This is a genomic window from Pseudorhizobium marinum, from assembly GCF_000705355.1.
Taxonomy (GTDB): Bacteria; Pseudomonadota; Alphaproteobacteria; order Rhizobiales; family Rhizobiaceae; genus Neorhizobium; species Neorhizobium pelagicum.
Genome location: NZ_JMQK01000005.1, coordinates 166,532 through 185,426 on the forward strand (window position 1 = coordinate 166,532; position 18,895 = coordinate 185,426).

At 62.8% G+C, this 18,895-nt stretch carries 18 protein-coding genes; 8 read left to right on the top strand and 10 right to left on the bottom strand.

The genetic code is table 11. The features are described from left to right. Positions 1 to 66: 66 nt before the first annotated feature. Positions 67 to 579 (bottom strand): regulatory protein RecX, encoded by a 513-nt coding sequence (locus EO99_RS0108345; RefSeq protein WP_037111453.1) that lies wholly within the window; start codon positions 577 to 579, stop codon positions 67 to 69. Positions 580 to 774: 195 nt separating this feature from the next. Between EO99_RS0108345 and EO99_RS0108350 the strand changes: the two genes are divergently transcribed. Beyond that, complete coding sequence (locus EO99_RS0108350) at positions 775 to 1,197, top strand: DUF4864 domain-containing protein (protein WP_029618189.1); 423 nt, start codon at positions 775 to 777, stop codon at positions 1,195 to 1,197. A 4-nt stretch (positions 1,198 to 1,201) separates the two neighbouring features. Here EO99_RS0108350 and tgt read toward each other — a convergent pair whose 3' ends face one another. The 5 genes from tgt to coaD form a co-directional block, all read right to left on the bottom strand. Next, complete coding sequence (gene tgt, locus EO99_RS0108355; RefSeq protein ID WP_029618190.1) at positions 1,202 to 2,332, bottom strand: tRNA guanosine(34) transglycosylase Tgt; 1,131 nt, start codon at positions 2,330 to 2,332, stop codon at positions 1,202 to 1,204. Next, positions 2,329 to 3,414, bottom strand: coding sequence for a tRNA preQ1(34) S-adenosylmethionine ribosyltransferase-isomerase QueA (gene queA / locus EO99_RS0108360; protein ID WP_029618191.1), 1,086 nt, complete (start codon positions 3,412 to 3,414; stop codon positions 2,329 to 2,331). Before queA ends, tgt begins: the two co-directional genes overlap by 4 nt. A 117-nt stretch (positions 3,415 to 3,531) precedes the next feature. Then, a complete protein-coding gene (locus tag EO99_RS0108365; protein ID WP_029618192.1) occupies positions 3,532 to 4,047 on the bottom strand; it encodes a peptidylprolyl isomerase in 516 nt (171 codons plus the stop codon). Between the two features lie 40 nt (positions 4,048 to 4,087). Further along, entirely contained in the window at positions 4,088 to 4,663 is a 576-nt protein-coding gene (locus EO99_RS0108370; RefSeq protein ID WP_029618193.1) for a peptidylprolyl isomerase, read from the bottom strand. Positions 4,664 to 4,683: 20 nt separating this feature from the next. Beyond that, positions 4,684 to 5,178: a pantetheine-phosphate adenylyltransferase gene (gene coaD / locus EO99_RS0108375; RefSeq protein ID WP_029618194.1), complete on the bottom strand. Its 495-nt coding sequence runs from the start codon at positions 5,176 to 5,178 to the stop codon at positions 4,684 to 4,686. Positions 5,179 to 5,463: 285 nt separating this feature from the next. On the opposite strand from coaD, the gene EO99_RS27345 reads away from it, so the two are divergent. Both EO99_RS27345 and EO99_RS28425 read left to right on the top strand, forming a co-directional pair. After that, on the top strand, positions 5,464 to 5,643 hold the full coding sequence (locus tag EO99_RS27345) for a hypothetical protein (RefSeq protein WP_139014990.1): 180 nt from the start codon (positions 5,464 to 5,466) through the stop codon (positions 5,641 to 5,643). Between the two features lie 24 nt (positions 5,644 to 5,667). Beyond that, entirely contained in the window at positions 5,668 to 5,802 is a 135-nt protein-coding gene (locus tag EO99_RS28425; protein WP_268871295.1) for a hypothetical protein, read from the top strand. Positions 5,803 to 5,920: 118 nt separating this feature from the next. Here EO99_RS28425 and gyrA read toward each other — a convergent pair whose 3' ends face one another. Further along, complete coding sequence (gene gyrA, locus EO99_RS0108390; RefSeq protein ID WP_077067054.1) at positions 5,921 to 8,737, bottom strand: DNA gyrase subunit A; 2,817 nt, start codon at positions 8,735 to 8,737, stop codon at positions 5,921 to 5,923. Between the two features lie 229 nt (positions 8,738 to 8,966). Here gyrA and EO99_RS0108395 point away from each other — a divergent pair, with 229 nt between their 5' ends. Continuing rightward, positions 8,967 to 9,596 (top strand): MarC family protein, encoded by a 630-nt coding sequence (locus tag EO99_RS0108395; RefSeq protein WP_029618197.1) that lies wholly within the window; start codon positions 8,967 to 8,969, stop codon positions 9,594 to 9,596. Positions 9,597 to 9,607: 11 nt separating this feature from the next. On the opposite strand, the gene EO99_RS0108400 is transcribed toward EO99_RS0108395, so the two are convergent. Together EO99_RS0108400 and EO99_RS0108405 are read right to left on the bottom strand one after the other, a co-directional pair. Next, complete coding sequence (locus EO99_RS0108400; protein ID WP_029618198.1) at positions 9,608 to 10,522, bottom strand: 5'-methylthioadenosine/S-adenosylhomocysteine nucleosidase; 915 nt, start codon at positions 10,520 to 10,522, stop codon at positions 9,608 to 9,610. Between the two features lie 90 nt (positions 10,523 to 10,612). Beyond that, positions 10,613 to 11,155 (bottom strand): single-stranded DNA-binding protein, encoded by a 543-nt coding sequence (locus EO99_RS0108405; protein WP_029618199.1) that lies wholly within the window; start codon positions 11,153 to 11,155, stop codon positions 10,613 to 10,615. A gap of 252 nt (positions 11,156 to 11,407) precedes the next feature. Here EO99_RS0108405 and uvrA point away from each other — a divergent pair, with 252 nt between their 5' ends. Next, a complete protein-coding gene (gene uvrA / locus EO99_RS0108410) occupies positions 11,408 to 14,329 on the top strand; it encodes an excinuclease ABC subunit UvrA (protein ID WP_029618200.1) in 2,922 nt (973 codons plus the stop codon). Between the two features lie 19 nt (positions 14,330 to 14,348). Further along, entirely contained in the window at positions 14,349 to 15,158 is an 810-nt protein-coding gene (locus EO99_RS0108415; RefSeq protein WP_029618201.1) for a DUF72 domain-containing protein, read from the top strand. Here the strand turns inward: EO99_RS0108415 and EO99_RS0108420 are convergent, their stop codons facing one another. Next, the gene (locus EO99_RS0108420) at positions 15,159 to 16,640 is read right to left on the bottom strand and encodes a bifunctional ADP-dependent NAD(P)H-hydrate dehydratase/NAD(P)H-hydrate epimerase (protein ID WP_029618202.1); all 1,482 of its coding nucleotides are present in this window, start codon (positions 16,638 to 16,640) and stop codon (positions 15,159 to 15,161) included. It lies immediately after the preceding gene. A gap of 314 nt (positions 16,641 to 16,954) precedes the next feature. On the opposite strand from EO99_RS0108420, the gene EO99_RS0108425 reads away from it, so the two are divergent. Both EO99_RS0108425 and glnA read left to right on the top strand, forming a co-directional pair. Then, positions 16,955 to 17,293, top strand: coding sequence for a P-II family nitrogen regulator (locus EO99_RS0108425; protein WP_029618203.1), 339 nt, complete (start codon positions 16,955 to 16,957; stop codon positions 17,291 to 17,293). A 56-nt stretch (positions 17,294 to 17,349) separates the two neighbouring features. Then, the gene (gene glnA / locus EO99_RS0108430; protein ID WP_029618204.1) at positions 17,350 to 18,759 is read left to right on the top strand and encodes a type I glutamate--ammonia ligase; all 1,410 of its coding nucleotides are present in this window, start codon (positions 17,350 to 17,352) and stop codon (positions 18,757 to 18,759) included. Positions 18,760 to 18,895 lie beyond the last annotated feature (136 nt).

Sequence of the window (18,895 nt, forward strand, 5' to 3'; positions counted from 1 at the left end):
ACCCCGCCGCCACATTGTGTGTCGCATGGGATGTGCAGCGGCAGCGTACAATCAAGCTTCCCGCCATCATCCAAACGGCTGAGCTGCAGTCACCGCCTCGGCTTCGTCCACGTCCATATCCAGCACCCTTCTCGCCAGGTCGAAGCTGAAGCCGTTGCGGGCGAAGGCGGACATCTCCCGGGCAAGCCGCTTCTCGTCGAGCGGCGCACGCCGGTACGGACCGAAGCCACGCTTGCGGGCAAATGCGATGGCGGCGGTGGGATCGTCGGCATCCTCCAGGGCCTCCGCTGCCGTCGGCGGGTCCACGCCCTTTTCCTGCAGCTTTCGCGCAATGACGCGCTTGGATCGTCCGGCCCGAACCAGGGACCTGACCTTCACCTCCGCATAGGACTTGTCGTCCAGTGCGCCGACACGCCGGCCGAACGCGATCGCGGCGTTGGCCACGGCCGCCAGTTGCGCTTCCGAGATGCCTTCGAATTTCTGCCTGGCCTTGCGGCGGATGGCGGTCGCCAGTTCGTGCTCGGTCATCATCCGGCGCGACAACCGATAGGATGCGGAGTTCTTGGCCCATGCCAGCATCCTGACGGTCGGCTCGGCGCTGTCATCGAGGCCGGCGTGATGCTCCTGGTCGCCTGGACCGCCTGTTGCGAGGTCCCTGTTCATCGGGTCGGTGGAGCGCATTCGCACGATCGGCCGGGCCGAAATCTCGAAAAGGTGATGTTCTCCTCCCTGGAAAACGCGGTAGCCTGCTGCTTCAGCCGAGAGGAGTAGCCGATGCTTCGTCGATTCGCCTGCCTCATTCTGTCCATGCTCCTGCTTCCTGCAGCGTCTTGGGCCGAAGATCCGGTCAGCAATGCCCGCGCCGTGATCTCCGGCCAGATCAACGCCTTTCGCAGCGACGACGCCGAAGCCGCCTATGCCTTCGCCTCGCCGGGCATCCGCAGCACGTTTCGAACCGAGTTCCAGTTCCTGGAGATGGTTCGCAAGACCTATCCTCCCGTCTACCGTGCCGACAGCTATGCATTTGGCCGTGCCAAGCTTGTCGGAGGCGGTGAACTCGTGTTCCAGGAGGTCCTGATCAGCGGCAGCGAGGGCAAGGACTGGACGGCGATCTATGAACTCAGACTGATGGACGACGGCGCCTACAAGGTGAATGGCGTTCGGCTTCGGCGCAATACGTCCAGCACCGGCATCTGATCTCCTAGAGGGGTGCCAGATCGCCCCTCGCCCAGGTTTCCTGCGTCTCGGCATAGAAATCGGCGAAGCGGCCTTCCGCGATGGCCAGCCGGATGCCTTTCATCAGGTCCTGATAGTACGAGAGGTTGTTCCAGGACAGCAGCATGCCGCCCAGCGCCTCGTCGGACCGTACCAGGTGATGCAGATAGGCCCGCGAATAGTCGCGCGCTGCCGGGCAGTTCGATTCCTCGTCCAGCGGCCGCATGTCCTCGGCGTGGCGGGCGTTGCGGATATTGACCTTGCCGCGCCGGGTGAAGGCCAGGCCGTGGCGTCCGGAGCGGGTCGGCATCACGCAGTCGAACATGTCGATACCCCGCGCGACGGATTTAAGGATGTCATCCGGCGTCCCGACGCCCATCAGGTAGCGCGGCTTTTCGGACGGCAGCACCGGAAGCGTCGTCTCCAGCATCCGCAGCATCACATCCTGAGGCTCGCCGACGGCAAGCCCGCCGACCGCATAGCCCTTCAGGTCAAGCTGTTTCAATCCTTCAGCCGAGCGGACACGCAGGTCCGGCTGGTCGCCGCCCTGGACGATGCCGAACATCGCCTTGCCGGGCTGGTCGCCGAAGGCCACCCGGCAGCGCTCGGCCCAGCGCAGCGAGAGCTCCATGGCGCGCTCGATCTCCTTCGGCTCGGCCGGCAGTGCGACGCATTCGTCGAGCTGCATCTGGATGTCGGAGCCGAGCAGCCCCTGGATCTCGATCGACCGCTCGGGCGACATGTGATGCAGGCTGCCGTCCACATGGCTCTTGAAGGTGACGCCCTGCTCGTCGAGCTTGCGCAGACCGGAGAGCGACATCACCTGGAAGCCGCCGCTATCGGTGAGGATCGGGTGCTTCCAGCGGATCAGCTCATGCAGGCCGCCGAGGCGCGCCACCCGTTCGGCGCCCGGCCGCAGCATCAGGTGATAGGTATTGCCGAGGATGATGTCGGCGCCGGTTTCCCGGACCTGGTCGAGATACATGGCCTTGACGGTGCCGACCGTGCCGACCGGCATGAAGGCCGGCGTGCGGATCGTCCCGCGCGGCATGGTGACTTCGCCGAGACGCGCGCCGCCGTCGGTTGCCCTGAGGTTGAACTGGAACGTCTCTGTCATGTCATCTTCCGGAAAAGCAGGCTTGAATCGCCGTAGGAATAGAAGCGATAGCCGCTGCGAATGGCGTAATCATAGGCGTTCTTCATGGTCTCGAAGCCACTGAAGGCGGAGACCAGCATGAAGAGCGTCGACTTCGGCAGGTGGAAATTGGTCATCAGCACATCCACCGCCTTGAAACGGTAGCCGGGCGTGATGAAGATGTCTGTCTGGCCGCTCCAGGGCTCGATACGGCCGTCGTCTGCGGCGGCGCTTTCGAGAAGGCGCAGCGACGTGGTGCCGACGGAGACGATGCGCCCGCCCCTTGCCCGCACCGCGTTCAACCGCTCGGCCGTTTCGGCGCTGACGTGGCCGATCTCGGCATGCATCTTGTGCTCGTCGGTATCGTCCGCCTTGACCGGAAGAAACGTCCCCGCGCCCACATGCAGCGTCACGAAATGACGTTCTAAGCCGGCGGCATCGAGGGCATCAAAGAGCTCAGGCGTAAAGTGCAGCCCGGCCGTGGGCGCCGCGACGGCACCCCTCTCGCGGGCATAGATGGTCTGGTAGTCGATCTGGTCCCGTTCGTCCTCGGGACGCTTGTCGGCGATATAGGGTGGCAGCGGGATGTGGCCGACCGCCATGATCGCCTCGTCCAGCGCCGGGCCGGAAAGATCGAAGAGCAGCGTGATCTCGCCGCCCTCGCCCTTGGATTCCACCGTCGCATTCAACGTGCCGAGCAGGCAGGCGTCGCCACCATGGCCGAACAGTATCCGGTCGCCGACCTTGATGCGCTTGCCGGGTCTGGCGAAAGCCTTCCAACGCTCAGGCCCCGCCCGCATGTGGAGCGTCGCCGACACCGGCAGTTCCGCCCCCCCTTCCCTGACACGCTGGCCTTCCATCTGCGCCGGAATGACCCGGGTATCGTTGAAGACGAGCGCGTCGCCGGCTCTCAGCATTCCGGGAAGATCCCGAACGTGATGATCCTCCAATGCAGCGGACGGCTCCGGCTGGACGACAAGCAGACGGGCGCTGTCGCGCGGGCTGGCGGGCCGCAGCGCGATGTTGTCGTCCGGCAGGTCGAAGTCGAAGAGGTCTACGCGCATTTCATCTCGGCGGCTGGTGTTGGCTGGTGACGGCGGTCCCCGCAGATAGTCGGATATGCCGCAAAAGAAAAGCGCCCCGGCCGAACCGGAGCGCTTTCAGGACGTCAGTACGGAAGATCAGGCAGCGATATCGGCTGCAACCTTCACGGAAACGATCGAATCCGGATCCTGCACGGGTTCGCCCTTCTTGATCTGGTCGATGTTGTCCATGCCTTCGATGACCTGGCCCCAGACCGTGTACTGCTTGTTGAGCCAAGGGGAATCGGTAAAGCAGATGAAGAACTGCGAGTTGGCCGAGTTCGGGCTCTGCGAGCGCGCCATCGAGCAGGTGCCGCGAACATGCGGAACGGCCGAAAATTCGGCCTGCAGGTCCGGCTTGTCGGACCCGCCCATGCCGGCGCGCGACGGGTTGAAGTTCTCGCCACCCTTCTTGCCGAACTGCACGTCGCCGGTCTGGGCCATGAAATCCGGTATCACGCGATGGAAGACAACGCCGTCATAGGCCTGTTCGCGCGCCAGTTCCTTGATGCGCGCGACGTGGCCGGGGGCCAGATCGGGCATCAGGGCGATGACGACCCTGCCCTTGGTGGTTTCCATGATGAGGGTGTTTTCCGGGTCCTTGATCTCGGCCATAGCCATCTCCTTGTTGTGTTGTCGCGACCGGGGCCGCTTTTTATTGTGTCTGCTTTCCGACGGTGACCTTGATCATGCGGTCGGGATCGGAGACTTCACCGTTGCCACCTTCGCCGCGCTTGATCTTGTCGACGGCTTCCATACCGGAAGCCACCTTGCCGACAACCGTGTACTGGCCGTTCAGGAAAGAACCTTCGTCGAACATGATGAAGAACTGGGAGTTGGCGGAGTCGGGATCCTGAGAGCGGGCCATGCCCACGGTGCCGCGTTCGAAGGGCACCTCGGAAAACTCGGCTGGCAGATCCGGGAGCTTGGAGCCGCCGGTGCCGGCACGCTCCGGAGCGAAGCCATCCTCGGTGTCGCCGAACTCGACGTCGCCGGTCTGGGCCATGAAGCCTTCAATGACGCGGTGGAACGCGACATTGTCATATTCACCTTCGGCCGCCAGCTTCTTGATCTGTTCGACGTGCTTCGGAGCGATCTCCGGAAGAAGCTCGATCACAACCGGACCGTCCTTCAATTCGATCGTGAGAAAGTCGTCCTCTGCGGCAAATGCCGGAACGGCGAGAGTTGCGAATGCAAAAGCGCCTGCAAGGGCGGAACGAAGCGATTTCATAGTTTCTCCAAGATGGGACGTCAGCGTTTCAGCTTGAGCTTCATGGCCATAGAGACAGGTGTCGGGACAAATGCTCCGACATCACCGCCCATTGCGGCGATCTGCCGGACCAATGTGGCCGTAATGGGCCGCGATGCCACCCCCGCGGGCAGAAATACGGTCTGAATGTCTGGAGCAAGCTGCCTGTTCATGCCGGCCATCTGCATCTCGTAGTCAAGATCGGTCCCATCCCGCAGGCCGCGGATCAGGAGCCTTGCGCCATGGGCGCGGGCCGCGTCGACGACGAGATTGTCGAACGAGACGACGTCGATGTCCGCACCCTTCTCAGGCAGGACGTCGGCCAGGGAAGCGCGAATAAGCTCCGCCCGCTCCTCAAAGCTGAACATCGGGACCTTGCCCGGATGAACGCCGATGGCGACGACCACGCGTTCGGCAACCTCGAGCGCCTGAAGAAGCACGTCGAGGTGTCCATTGGTCAGGGGATCGAAGGATCCCGGGTAGAAAGCGATGGTCATGGAGGTTCCCGCCGGTTTCCTGCCTTTTGTCATGGTCGAGATGCCGCCGCAAGTCTTGGCAAGATGAACGGCAGATGAACAGCCCGTTCAAGCCCGTTTCATTGCGGATGTGGTTTTCTGCGATCAATGGGCGAAGACCCGTTGCGGAAAGCAGGAGCGAGGGTCGGCATCGCGTGCGCAGAGCACCGGCGGTCGGCATCCCAAGACCTCCAAATCCCGCTTTTCAACAGATGGTGGAACCAGATCGCGAAGTCGGCGTTTTGGCAAACAAGAAGGACTACTGAGATGATCGAGAGAAAGAAGCCGATCATGCTGGACAAGATCTTCATGATCAACATGGTCTGGACAGCAATGATCGCCGCGATGCTCACGGCAACAGTGACCCTTTATCAGGATAGGTCCGAGTGGACCGAATTGAACTATCCGCAGATGACGGGCCGATATCACGACGCCTCGTACTACTGACGGGATTGCAAAAAGAGGCAGGGCATGTTTGTGACGTTGACGGTTTTGGCAAGTTTGATCAGCATCATGTTCGTGGCGTCGGTGACCTCGACGATTGCGGAATTGCGCCGCGAAAGCGAAGAGATGAAGGTTTTCGCCAAACGCCACGCTCCCTTCTGAATGCCGGTCGCACCTCTTCAAGACATTTTCGGTAGCGGGCTGCGCCGATTGTCTGTCCCTCCGCGCAGCCAAAAAAAAGCCGGGCATCAGCCCGGCTTTTTTCGTTTAACCCCTGCCCTTATTCGCCCTCTGGCTCATCGGGCGCACTGTCGGGTGCCGGCGCGCTGCCGAGGTCACCCGTCTCCGCCATGATCTCCTCTGGCAGAACATTGCCGTTCTCGTCCTCGCCCTCCGGCTCGCTGATCCGCTCCACGGAGACGACCTTCTCATCCTTGGCGGTGGAGAAGATCGTGACGCCCTTGGTGGCGCGGCTGGCGATGCGGATGCCGTTGACCGGAACCCGGATGAGCACGCCGCCGTTCGAGACGAGCATGATCTGGTCCGTATCCTCGATCGGGAAGGCCGCCACGAGCTCGCCGATTTCGCTGGTTCGGGAGGTATCGGTGGCGCGGATGCCCTTGCCGCCGCGGCCCGAGGTGCGGAAATCGTAGGAGGACGACCGCTTGCCGTAGCCCTTCTCCGAGACCGTCAGAACGAATTGTTCGCGGGTCTTCAGCTCCTGGTACCGCTCTTCGGAAAGCTCTCCAACCTCGCCGACCTCTTCACCCACCAGCGCGATGTCCTCCTCGTCGACGCCGGCAGAGCGGCGTTCCATGGCGGAGCGCTTGAGGTAGGCCGCACGTTCCCAGGGTTCGGCCGCGACATGCCCGACGATGGTCATCGAGATGATTCGGTCGGCCGGTTGCAGCGTGATGCCGCGGACACCGATCGAGTTGCGGCCGGCAAAGACGCGGACGCTGTCGACCGGGAAACGAATGCACTGTCCAAGCGCGGTGGTCAGCAGCACGTCATCGCGATCGGTACAGGTTTCGACGGAGAGGATTTCATCCCCCTCGTCCTCGAGCTTCATGGCGATCTTGCCGTTCCGGTTCACCTGAACGAAGTCGGACAGCTTGTTGCGGCGGACGGTCCCGCGCGTCGTGGAGAACATGACGTCGAGATTTTCCCAGCTCGTCTCGTCCTCGGGCAGCGGCATGATCGTGGTGATGCGTTCGCCGGGTTCCAGCGGCAGCATGTTGATGAGGGCCTTGCCGCGCGACGTCGGCGTGCCGACCGGCAGACGCCAGACCTTCTCCTTGTAGACGATGCCGCGCGACGAGAAGAACAAGACCGGCGTATGTGTGTTGGCGACGAATAGCCGGGTAACGAAATCCTCGTCCCGGGTTGCCATGCCGGACCGGCCCTTGCCACCGCGGCGCTGCGCCCGATAGGTCGTCAGCGGCACGCGCTTGATGTAGCCGAGATGCGAGACGGTAACCACCATGTCCTCGCGGGCGATCAGGTCCTCGTCGTCCATGTCCGGACCGCCTTCGAGGATCTCCGTCCGTCTGGGCGTGCCAAACTCGTCGCGAACGGCGATCAGCTCATCCTTGACGATCGTGTAGATGCGTACGCGCGACGACAGGATATCGAGATAATCGGTGATCTCGGCGCCGATCTTGTTGAGTTCGTCGCTGATTTCATCGCGACCGAGCGCTGTCAGGCGGGCCAGGCGCAGTTCGAGGATGGCGCGGGCCTGCTCTTCCGAGAGATTGTAGGTGCCGTCCTCGTTGATCCTGTGCCGGGGATCGTCGATCAGGCGGATCAGCGAATCCACGTCATGCGCCGGCCAGCGGCGGGTCATCAACTGTTCGCGGGCGGTCGCCGGATCGGGCGCACGACGGATCAGGCTGATGATTTCGTCGATATTGGCGACGGCAATCGCGAGACCGACCAGGACGTGGGCGCGGTCACGCGCCTTGCGCAGCAGGTATTTTGTTCGGCGGCTAACGACTTCCTCGCGGAAGGCAATAAAGGCCTTCAGCATGTCGATCAGCGTGAGCTGTTCCGGCTTGCCACCGTTCAGCGCCACCATGTTGCAGCCGAAGGAGGTCTGCAGCGGTGTGTAACGGTACAGCTGGTTGAGGATCACCTCGGCATTAGCGTCGCGCTTCAACTCGATCACGACCCGATATCCCTGGCGGTCGGACTCGTCGCGCAGATCGGAGATGCCTTCGATGCGCTTGTCGCGCACCAGTTCGGCCATCTTCTCGATCATCGTCGCCTTGTTCACCTGGTAGGGCACTTCGGTGATGATGATCTGCTCGCGGTCGCCGCGCATCGGCTCGATGTGGGCCTTGCCGCGCATGATCACGGAGCCGCGGCCGGTCTCATAGGCCGAGCGGATGCCGGACCGGCCGAGAATGAGGGCGCCGGTGGGGAAGTCGGGCCCGGGAATGAACTGCATCAGTTCCTGCAGTTCGATCGCCGGATTGTCGATGAGCGCAATGCAGCCGTCGATCACTTCGGTCAGGTTGTGGGGCGGAATGTTCGTCGCCATGCCGACGGCGATACCGCCGGCGCCGTTGACGAGAAGGTTCGGGAAGCGCGCAGGCACCACCACGGGTTCCGACATCGTGCCGTCGTAGTTGTCGCGGAAGTTGACGGTCTCCTTGTCGAGATCGTCGAGCAGTGCGTGGGCAGACTTCTGCAGGCGGCATTCGGTGTAACGCTGGGCTGCAGGCGGATCGCCGTCGATGGAGCCGAAGTTGCCTTGACCATCGATCAACGGCAACCGCAGGGACCAGTGCTGCGCCATGCGCGCCAGCGCGTCGTAGATCGCCGAGTCGCCATGCGGGTGGTACTTACCCATCACGTCACCGGTGACGCGGGCGGACTTGACGTACTTCTTGTTCCAGTCGATGCCCATTTCGCTCATCGAGAACAGGATGCGCCGGTGAACCGGCTTCAATCCGTCACGGACGTCGGGAAGCGCGCGGCTGACGATGACGCTCATCGCGTAATCGAGATAGGACCGCTGCATTTCTTCCACGATGGAGATGGGCTCGATGCCTGGGGGCAGCTTTCCGCCGCCGGGTGTGCTTTGCTCAGTCAAATCGGATCACGATCTTTGTTCGGAATCAGTTGCATTTCTATAGCGGAAAGCGGCTCCGGACGCCAATTTCCGCAGCGGTTTTGAACAGCTTTTGAACCTTGTGCGGCCCGTCCGTACGGTGCACATGGCGGAAAATCAGTGAGGAAGCTCACTCTTCCCTTGACCGCCCCGCTGTCCTAACAATCTTGGCTGGCATCCGCAAGGATCGTGAGCATCACCGGGGGGCCACATGGCAACTGCAGATATCCTGATCAACGCCTTCACGACGCTGCTGGTGACACTGGATCCGCCTGGGCTGGCACCTGTGTTTCTCGGGCTGACGGTGGGCATGACGAGGCTGCAGCGCCGACAGGTGGCGGTGCGCGGCTCGCTCATCGCCTTCGCCATCCTCGCCGTCTTTGCGCTCTTCGGCGCCAGCCTGCTCGGCTCGCTCGGCATCTCAATGGGGGCGTTCCGGATCGCCGGCGGCCTGCTGCTGTTCTGGATCGCCTTCGAAATGGTCTTCGAGCGACGGCAGGAGCGCAAGGAGAAGACGTCTCAGACGGCCATTACCATCGACCACATCCATAACATCGCCGTCTTTCCCCTGGCGCTGCCGCTGATCGCCGGTCCCGGCGCCATATCGGCGACCGTGCTGCTGGCCGGAGCCCTCCCCGGCCCCTGGGACCGTTTCCTGCTGATCGCCGTGCTGGCGCTCAGCATGGTGCTCGTGCTCGCCGCGCTTCTGATCGCCGAGCGTCTCGACCGCTTCCTCGGCGTCACGGGGCGGGCCATTCTGACCCGCCTGCTCGGCGTCATTCTGGCCGCGCTGTCCGTGCAGTTCGTGGTGGACGGAATACGGTCGGCCTTCATCCTGTAGCGGCGAGCCGCTCAGGGAAGTGCGGCAAGGAAGGCCTGCACCACCTTGGCGGAATTCTCCGAGGCAAGCGCGAAGAACGTCCCCATCTCGTTTTCGCCCTCGCCACCGCCAGCAAGGTCAGAGAGACTGCGGAAGGCGATGAAGGGCACCCCGTTGCTGTAGGCGACATGCGCCGTCGCCGCGCTCTCCATGTCGAGCACCTTCGCCTGGAAGGTGTCGAAGGTGAATTCGCGGAAGGCGGCATTGTCGACAAAGGCCGGTCCGGAAACACCGTTGCCGCCCACCAGCACCTTCGGCTGCGTCGACAGGCATCTCCCCTCGCCGGCGCATTTCGCCAGGATCACCTCGGAGGCCACCTGGCGTGCCGTCTCCAGCAGCTTGCCATCGACGGGAAACCAGAAACGGTCTTCGGGCTCGGCCGAGCCGTCGCGCACGACCTCGCTTTCGTTGGGGTAGATCATGCCGAAGTTCGGGAACTGCGTGTCGAGGAAGGGCGGGATGGCGAAGGTGCCTTCGCTCTCGCGGGCGAAGATTGCCTCCAGGTACTGGCCCCACTGGTCACTGACGACGACGTCGCCGACCGACAGGGACGGATCGACGCCGCCCGCTATGCCCGAAAACACGATGCTGGTGATGTCGAAATGATCAAGTGCCTGCTGCGTGGTCATCGCCGCATTGACCATGCTGACGCCGCTGAGGAAGAGGACTACGTCCTTGCCGGCCATGCTGCCGGTGACAAAGCGTCGGCCGTTCAGGACGTGCTCCTGCGCGTCCGAGAGCTGGGTAAGAAGCGTTTTCCACTCGGGCTCGAAGGCCGACATGACCGCGATACGCGGCTTGTCGTCGAGCTGCTCCGCGGCAGCTGCCGGCGCTGAAAAAGCTGCGGACAGGGCCATGGTGGAAAGCAACAGGCAGGCGAATTTCATGACGTGACCCCTTGATGATACGATGAAGGGGATCACGCAAACCGTATGCCAGACGCCAGCTCGTCGGCCGGCGTCTGGCCGTTCAGTGGATCAGAACGGGATGTCGTCGTCGAGATCGCGCGAAAAGCCGCCGCCGGCCTGGCCGCCCGACGCGCCGCCACGACCGCCACCGGATGCAGGACGGTCGTAGTCATCGCCGCCGCCGCCGAAATCATTGCCGCCGCCTGCAACACGACCGCCACCGCCGCCGTAGTTGCCCTGACCGCCGCCTTCGCCGCCGCCTCGGCCGTCCAGCATGGTCAGCGTCGAGTTGAAGCCCTGCAGCACGATTTCGGTCGAATAGCGGTCATTGCCCGTCTGGTCCTGCCACTTGCGGGTCTGCAGCGCGCCTTCGATGTAGAGCTTTGCGCCCTTCTTGACGTATTGTTCGACAACCTTGCAGAGGCCTTCGTTGAAGACCACCACGGTGTGCCATTCGGTCTTCTCCTTGCGCTCGCCGCTGTTGCGGTCGCGCCAGCTTTCCGACGTCGCGATGCGCAGGTTGGCGATCGGGCGACCGTCCTGTGTGCGCCGAATTTCGGGGTCAGCACCAACGTTGCCGACCAGAATTACCTTGTTGACGCTTCCCGCCATGATCAATCACCTCGTCCGCCGCCTGTGACGCGGCCTTCCTTATCTGTAAGATGCTAGCTTAGCCCATCCGATGCCCGCGTTGGGCCTCACGGGTTCACAATCCACAGTCATTTTTGTTCTTTATTTGTTCTATAAATTCGATATGGTCAAGTCAAGCGACTCGAAATCTGTGGTGTCGAGACCAAGTTTCTGCCTCGACAGCGCAACTTCCCTCACTACATATGGGCATTGATCCTCCCACCGGACAGACTTATGAGCGAACTTAAGACGATCTCCATCCGTGGTGCGCGTGAGCACAACTTGAAGGGCATCGATCTCGACTTGCCGCGCAACTCGTTGATCGTCATGACCGGGCTTTCGGGCTCCGGCAAGTCCTCCCTCGCCTTCGATACGATCTATGCGGAGGGCCAGCGCCGTTATGTCGAAAGCCTTTCGGCCTACGCGCGGCAGTTCCTGGAAATGATGCAGAAGCCGGATGTCGACCAGATCGACGGCCTGTCGCCGGCGATCTCGATCGAACAGAAGACGACGTCGCGCAATCCCCGCTCGACGGTCGGCACGGTCACCGAAATCTACGACTACATGCGCCTCCTGTTCGCCCGCGTCGGCGTTCCCTATTCGCCGGCCACCGGCCTGCCGATCGAGAGCCAGACCGTCAGTCAGATGGTCGACCGCATCCTGGCCTTCGAGGAAGGCACACGCCTCTACATCCTGGCGCCGATGATCCGCGGCCGCAAAGGCGAGTACAAGAAGGAACTCGCCGAGCTGATGAAGAAGGGCTTCCAGCGCGTCAAGGTGGACGGCCAGTTCTACGAGATCGCGGATGTGCCGGCGCTCGACAAGAAGTACAAGCACGACATCGACGTCGTGGTCGACCGCCTGGTCGTGCGTTCCGATATCGGCGCGCGCCTTGCGGACAGTCTCGAGACCTCGCTGAAGCTTGCCGACGGGCTGGCAATCGCGGAGTTCGCCGACAAGCCACTGCCGGTGGAGGAAACCGCAGCAGGCGGGTCTGCCAACAAGTCGCTCAACGAGACCCATGAGCGGACGCTGTTTTCGGAGAAATTCGCCTGCCCCGTATCCGGCTTCACGATTTCGGAAATTGAGCCGCGGCTCTTCTCCTTCAACAACCCCTTCGGCGCCTGCCCCACCTGCGACGGCCTCGGCTTCCAGCAGAAGATCGACACGGCGCTGATCGTGCCGGAGCCGGAGCGGACGCTGCGCGACGGGGCGATCGCGCCCTGGGCAAAGTCGACCTCGCCGTACTACAACCAGACGCTCGACGGCCTCGGCAAGGTCTATGGCTTCAAGCTTTCCAGCCGCTGGTCGGAGCTGTCGACCGAGGCGCAGGATGCCATTCTCAAGGGCACTGACGAGAAGCTCGAGTTCCACTACATAGACGGCGCCCGTTCCTACAAGACGACGAAGACCTTCGAAGGCATCGTGCCCAACCTGGAGCGCCGCTGGAAGGAGACCGACAGTGCATGGGCGCGCGAAGAGATCGAACGCTACATGTCGGCAGCCCCCTGCCCGGCCTGCAACGGTTTCCGCCTGAAACCCGAGGCGCTCGCAGTCAAGATCAACAAGCTGCACATCGGTCAGGTCACCGAGATGTCGATCAAGCTGGCGCGCGACTGGTTCGAGGAACTGCCCGCCAGCCTGAACACGAAGCAGAATGAGATCGCGGTCCGCATCCTCAAGGAGATCCGCGAGCGTCTGCGCTTCCTCAACGATGTGGGGCTGGAATACCTCAGCCTGTCGCGCAATTCGGGCACGCTGTCCGGCGGCGAAAGCCAGCGCATTCGCCTCGCCTCTCAGATCGGCTCCGGATTGACCGGCGTTCTCTATGTGCTCGACGAGCCTTCCATCGGCCTGCATCAGCGCGACAATGCAAGGCTGCTCGAGACGCTGAAGCACCTGCGCGACATCGGCAATACGGTGATCGTCGTCGAGCATGACGAGGATGCCATCATGACGGCCGACTATGTCGTGGATATCGGCCCGGCAGCCGGCATCCACGGCGGCGAAGTGGTGGCGGAGGGTACGCCGGCCGACATCATGGCCAACCCGAAGTCGCTGACCGGCAAGTATCTGTCCGGCGAATTGGGCGTTGCAATCCCGACCACGCGGCGCAAGCCGAAGAAGGGCAAGGAGATCAAGGTCGTCGGCGCCCGGGGCAACAACCTCAAGAACGTCACCGCCTCGGTGCCGCTCGGCGTCTTCACGGCGGTGACCGGCGTATCGGGTGGCGGCAAGTCCACCTTCCTGATCGAGACGCTCTACAAGGCGGCGGCGCGGCGGGTGATGGGCGCGCGGGAAATCCCGGCCGAACACGACCGTATCGATGGCTTCGAGCATATCGATAAGGTGATCGACATCGACCAGTCGCCGATCGGGCGTACGCCGCGCTCCAACCCGGCCACCTATACCGGTGCCTTCACGCCGATCCGAGACTGGTTTGCCGGCCTGCCGGAAGCAAAGGCACGGGGCTATGCGCCCGGCCGCTTCTCCTTCAACGTCAAGGGCGGGCGCTGTGAAGCCTGCCAGGGCGACGGCGTCATCAAGATCGAAATGCACTTCCTGCCCGACGTCTACGTCACCTGCGACGTCTGCCACGGCAAGCGCTACAACCGCGAAACCCTGAGTGTCGAGTTCAAGGGCAAGTCGATCGCCGACGTTCTCGACATGACGGTCGAGGAGGGCGTGGAGTTCTTCTCCGCGGTACCGGCGGTGCGCGACAAGCTGCAGGGCCTCTTCAGTGTCGGCCTCGGATACATCAAGGTGGGACAGCAGGCCAATACGCTTTCGGGCGGCGAGGCGCAGCGCGTCAAGCTGGCGAAGGAGCTGTCGAAGCGCTCCACCGGCCGGACGCTCTACATCCTCGACGAGCCGACCACCGGCCTGCACTTCCACGACGTCAACAAACTGCTGGAAATGCTGCACGAACTGGTGAACCAGGGCAATTCAGTGGTGGTCATCGAGCACAATCTGGAGGTCATCAAGACGGCCGACTGGATCATTGATGTCGGGCCGGAAGGTGGCACCGGCGGTGGCGAGATCGTTGCGACGGGAACGCCGGAGCAGGTGGCCAAGGAGAAGCGCTCCTACACGGGGCATTTCCTCAAGGAACTCCTGGAACGCCGGCCGACGAAGACTGCGGAAGCGGCGGAGTAGACCGCCTGGGGAGGACGACGTGAGCGCATCCGGCACCATTCGCACCGGCATCGGCGGCTGGACCTTCGATCCGTGGGAAGGCAGCTTCTACCCGGAGAAACTGGCGAAGAAGAAGCAGCTCGAATACGCCAGCAGCAAGCTTGCTGTGATCGAGGTCAACGGCACCTACTACGGTTCCCAGAAGCCGGAGACCTTCGCCAAATGGGCGGCGGATGTGCCGGATGGTTTCGTGTTCTCGCTGAAGGCGAGCCGCTATGCCACCAACCGGAAGATTCTGGCGGAGGCCGGGGAGTCGATCGCCAAGTTCCTCGGACAGGGGCTGGTGGAACTGGGGCCGCATCTCGGGCCGATCCTCTGGCAGTTCGCTCCGACGAAGAAGTTCGAGCCTGACGATTTCGAGGCCTTCCTGAAGCTCCTCCCGGAGACTGTCGGGGGGCTGCCGCTGCGCCACGTGGTGGAAGTGCGCCACGACAGCTTCAAGGTCCCGGAGTTCGTGCAGATGATCGCCCGCCACAAGGTGGCACCGGTCTGCGCCGAACATCATGAGTACCCGCTGATCGCCGATGTGACCGCGGATTTCGCCTATGCGCGACTACAGACAGGGTCCGACGATATTCCCACCTGCTATGCCGAGGCCGATCTGAAAACCTGGGCAGGACGATTGAAGACCTGGGCCGAAGGCGAGGTGCCGGACGACCTGCCGCTCATCGATCCGGATCGCCGGCCCGAACGGAAACCGCGCGACGTCTTCGCCTTCTTCATCCACGAGGGCAAGGTCAATGCGCCGCAGGGCGCGATGGCGTTGCAGGCGATGGTCAACGGCGGCTGATCATCGCCCGGAGAGCGGTCCGATGTGCTGAACAAGGGATTCGGCCGTCATCCCCTCGCCTGCCCTCGTGGCAGCCTCACCGTGCAGATATACCGCAGCTGCGGCCGCTTCGAACGCCGGCATGCCGTTGGCGAGCAAAGCGCCGATGATTCCGGCCAGGACATCACCCGAACCGGCGGTTGCCAGCCAGGGCGGCGCATTGTCGTTGATCAGGGTCCGGCCATCCGGTGCCGCAATCACGGTATCGGCGCCCTTGTAGACGATGATCGCGTTGGCAAGCCTGGCCGCCGCCACGGCCTTCTCGAACTTGCTCTGCCCCTCCGCCTCCACAAGGTCAGGAAAAAGCCGCGCGAACTCCCCCTCATGCGGCGTCAGCACCAGTTGCGTTTCGCGGGCGCGATAGATGTCGAACAGCCGGTTCCGCTGCTCCCGGAACGAGGTGATTCCGTCGGCGTCCAGCACCAGCGGGCGTCCCTCCAGCGCCAGAACGAAGTCGCGGGCCTTGTCGCCAACTCCGAACCCCGGCCCGAGAACGAAGGCCGAAAGCTTCGACGCCGCAAGCCAGTCCTTCAGTGCCGCAGCCGTCTCGACCTCGCGCAGCATGACAGCCGTGAGCTGGGCGGCATTGACCGGCATTGCATCGGCGGGAGAGGCCAGCGTCACCAGCCCGGCGCCGGCAGCAAGCCCGGCGCCGGCCGAGAGCCGCGCCGCCCCCGTGTGCGATGCGCCACCGGAGAAGACCCCAAGGTGGCCGCGACGGTACTTGTGGGATGCGGGATCGGGCGTCGGCAGCAGATGACGCCAGGCATCCGGGTGATTGGCGGCGACGGTGCCTGCCGCCCTGCGCAGGATACGCAACGGAATGCCGATGTCGCAGACTTCGATGTCACCGCAGAGCGACCGGCCGGGCATCAGCAGGTGTCCGGGCTTGCGAGCCATGAATGTGACGGTGCGGGCGGCCCGGAAGGCGGCGCCGAGCGGCGTCCCTCGGCGGCCGCAGAGACCGGATGGCAGATCGACCGCCACGACCGGTATGCCGGCATCTCTAACCTTGTCGATCAGGTCCTCGACCTCGGCGGAAACCGGCCGAGCCAGTCCGGCACCGAAGATGGCATCGATCACCACATCTCCGGGGCCGAGCTGCAGCTGTGATGACGCCACGGGCTTAACAGGGCAAGCTTCCATGGCGCGGCGCGCATCGCCTGTCAGGCGGCCTGGATCTCCGATCGCAAAGACCCGGGTGTCGGCACCGGCGCGGATCAGGCTGGCCGCCGCGATATAGCCGTCGCCGCCATTGTTGCCGGGACCGCAGAGAACCAGGAAGCGCAGCGCCTGCGGGTAGTGCCGAAGGACCGAGGCCACCACAGCCTGTCCGGCCTTTTCCATCAGGCCGTAGGAGTCGATACCGGATGCGGCCGCGGCTGCGTCAGCCTCGGCCATTTCCTCAGGGGTGAGCAGCAATGCCTCTGCGTGTCCGGTCATGCTGCACTTGAACGGAAAGTCCAACGGAACACAAGAGCCGACGCAACCGCCCGTTTTCGCTCAACAAACAGGCATAAGCGCATTATTTGGGCGGAGAAGAGCTTCTGCAGGCGCATCTCCTCGGCGAGAGTGGCTTTTGATTCCGTCAAACGCTCAAACTTCAGGCGTTTATCTCCGGCAACAATGCGCTATATGTGTATGACAAAACTGGAATTTTCTGGGCGTTACCGCGAAAGCGGCTTTCCAGATTGGCATGATACCTGCATTAGTAGGTCGAGCCGGTAACGGCAGCGTCAGGGGAGAGATTGTTTCTCATGAAAAAAATCGAAGCCATTATCAAGCCATTCAAGCTGGATGAGGTGAAGGAAGCCCTCCAGGAGGTCGGCTTGCAGGGCATTACTGTGACGGAGGCGAAGGGCTTTGGACGGCAGAAGGGCCATACCGAACTTTATCGCGGAGCCGAATATGTCGTCGACTTCCTGCCCAAGGTGAAGGTCGAAGTCGTTCTCGCCGACGAGAATGTGGACGCTGTCATCGAAGCGATCCGCAATGCCGCCCAGACCGGTCGCATCGGCGACGGGAAAATCTTCGTGTCCAACGTCGAAGAGGTCGTTCGCATCCGTACGGGCGAGACCGGCGTGGACGCGATCTGATTCACTGGCCGGTCGGCCGCAGATCAATCGTCATATCAAATTCAAGGAAGCGCTAAATGACGACCGCAAGCGAAATCATGAAACAGATCAAGGAAAACGACGTCAAGTTCGTGGACCTGCGATTCACCGACCCCAAGGGCAAGCTGCAGCATGTGACGATGGACATTGCAGCCGTCGACGAGGACATGTTTGCCGATGGCGTCATGTTCGACGGCTCCTCGATCGCCGGCTGGAAGGCGATCAACGAGTCCGACATGGTGCTGATGCCGGATCCGGCGACCGTGCACATGGATCCCTTCTTCGCCCAGTCGACCATGGTCGTCTTCTGCGACATTCTGGATCCGATTTCCGGTGAGTCCTACAACCGTGACCCGCGCGGGACGGCCAAGAAGGCAGAAGCCTATCTCAAGGCATCCGGCATCGGCGACACGGTCTACGTTGGACCGGAGCCTGAATTCTTTGTCTTCGACGACGTGAAGTACAAGGCCGATCCCTACAACACCGGCTTCAAGCTCGACTCCTCCGAGCTGCCGTCGAACGACGACACGGATTACGAGACCGGCAACCTCGGACACCGTCCGCGCGTCAAGGGTGGCTACTTCCCGGTTCCTCCGATCGACAGCCTGCAGGACATGCGCTCCGAAATGCTGACGGTGCTCACCGAGATGGGCGTCGTTGTCGAGAAGCACCACCACGAGGTGGCTGCCGCACAGCATGAGCTCGGCGTGAAGTTCGACACGCTGGTGCGCAACGCCGACAAGATGCAGATCTACAAGTATGTAGTGCATCAGGTTGCCAACGCCTACGGCAAGACAGCAACCTTCATGCCGAAGCCGATCTACGGCGACAACGGCTCGGGCATGCACGTGCACCAGTCGATCTGGAAGGACGGCAAGCCGACCTTCGCCGGCGACGAATACGCTGGCCTCTCGGAAAGCTGCCTCTTCTACATCGGCGGCATCATCAAGCATGCCAAGGCCATCAACGCCTTCACCAACCCCTCCACGAACTCCTACAAGCGCCTGGTCCCCGGCTACGAGGCACCGGTGCTGCTGGCCTATTCGGCCCGCAACCGCTCCGCGTCCTGCCGCATCCCGTTCGGCACCGGACCGAAGTCGAAGCGCGTCGAAGTCCGCTTCCCGGATCCGACGGCAAACCCCTACCTCGGGTTCGCTGCAATGCTGATGGCCGGCCTCGACGGCATCAAGAACAAGATCCATCCGGGCAAGGCCATGGACAAGGATCTCTACGATCTGCCGCCGAAGGAGCTGAAGAAGATCCCGACCGTCTGCAGCTCGCTGCGCGAAGCCCTGGAAAGCCTCGACAAGGATCGCAAGTTCCTGACGGCTGGCGGCGTCTTCGACGACGACCAGATCGATGCCTATATCGAACTGAAGATGCAGGAGGTCATGCGCTTCGAGATGACGCCGCATCCGGTCGAGTTCGACATGTACTACTCGGCCTGAACCGGCCACTTACAGAGCGCATCTGCGGCGGGCCTTGGCCCGCCGTTTTTGTTTCCGGCGGTCTCATCGGCTTCAGGTGGACGTGGTGGCCCAGCCCTTGCCGGACGTCGGGCGTCGCGCTGGGGAGCCAATCGCG

What these genes read in the sequence shown, in the direction of transcription:
- EO99_RS0108345 (WP_037111453.1), bottom strand. Translation starts at nt 579, where the DNA reads ATGCTGGCATGGGCCAAGAACTCCGCATCCTATCGGTTGTCGCGCCGG.
- EO99_RS0108350 (WP_029618189.1), top strand. Translation starts at nt 775, where the DNA reads ATGCTTCGTCGATTCGCCTGCCTCATTCTGTCCATGCTCCTGCTTCCT.
- tgt (WP_029618190.1), bottom strand. Translation starts at nt 2,332, where the DNA reads ATGACAGAGACGTTCCAGTTCAACCTCAGGGCAACCGACGGCGGCGCG.
- queA (WP_029618191.1), bottom strand. Translation starts at nt 3,414, where the DNA reads ATGCGCGTAGACCTCTTCGACTTCGACCTGCCGGACGACAACATCGCG.
- EO99_RS0108365 (WP_029618192.1), bottom strand. Translation starts at nt 4,047, where the DNA reads ATGGCCGAGATCAAGGACCCGGAAAACACCCTCATCATGGAAACCACC.
- EO99_RS0108370 (WP_029618193.1), bottom strand. Translation starts at nt 4,663, where the DNA reads ATGAAATCGCTTCGTTCCGCCCTTGCAGGCGCTTTTGCATTCGCAACT.
- coaD (WP_029618194.1), bottom strand. Translation starts at nt 5,178, where the DNA reads ATGACCATCGCTTTCTACCCGGGATCCTTCGATCCCCTGACCAATGGA.
- EO99_RS27345 (WP_139014990.1), top strand. Translation starts at nt 5,464, where the DNA reads ATGATCGAGAGAAAGAAGCCGATCATGCTGGACAAGATCTTCATGATC.
- EO99_RS28425 (WP_268871295.1), top strand. Translation starts at nt 5,668, where the DNA reads ATGTTTGTGACGTTGACGGTTTTGGCAAGTTTGATCAGCATCATGTTC.
- EO99_RS0108395 (WP_029618197.1), top strand. Translation starts at nt 8,967, where the DNA reads ATGGCAACTGCAGATATCCTGATCAACGCCTTCACGACGCTGCTGGTG.
- EO99_RS0108400 (WP_029618198.1), bottom strand. Translation starts at nt 10,522, where the DNA reads ATGAAATTCGCCTGCCTGTTGCTTTCCACCATGGCCCTGTCCGCAGCT.
- EO99_RS0108405 (WP_029618199.1), bottom strand. Translation starts at nt 11,155, where the DNA reads ATGGCGGGAAGCGTCAACAAGGTAATTCTGGTCGGCAACGTTGGTGCT.
- uvrA (WP_029618200.1), top strand. Translation starts at nt 11,408, where the DNA reads ATGAGCGAACTTAAGACGATCTCCATCCGTGGTGCGCGTGAGCACAAC.
- EO99_RS0108420 (WP_029618202.1), bottom strand. Translation starts at nt 16,640, where the DNA reads ATGACCGGACACGCAGAGGCATTGCTGCTCACCCCTGAGGAAATGGCC.
- EO99_RS0108425 (WP_029618203.1), top strand. Translation starts at nt 16,955, where the DNA reads ATGAAAAAAATCGAAGCCATTATCAAGCCATTCAAGCTGGATGAGGTG.
- glnA (WP_029618204.1), top strand. Translation starts at nt 17,350, where the DNA reads ATGACGACCGCAAGCGAAATCATGAAACAGATCAAGGAAAACGACGTC.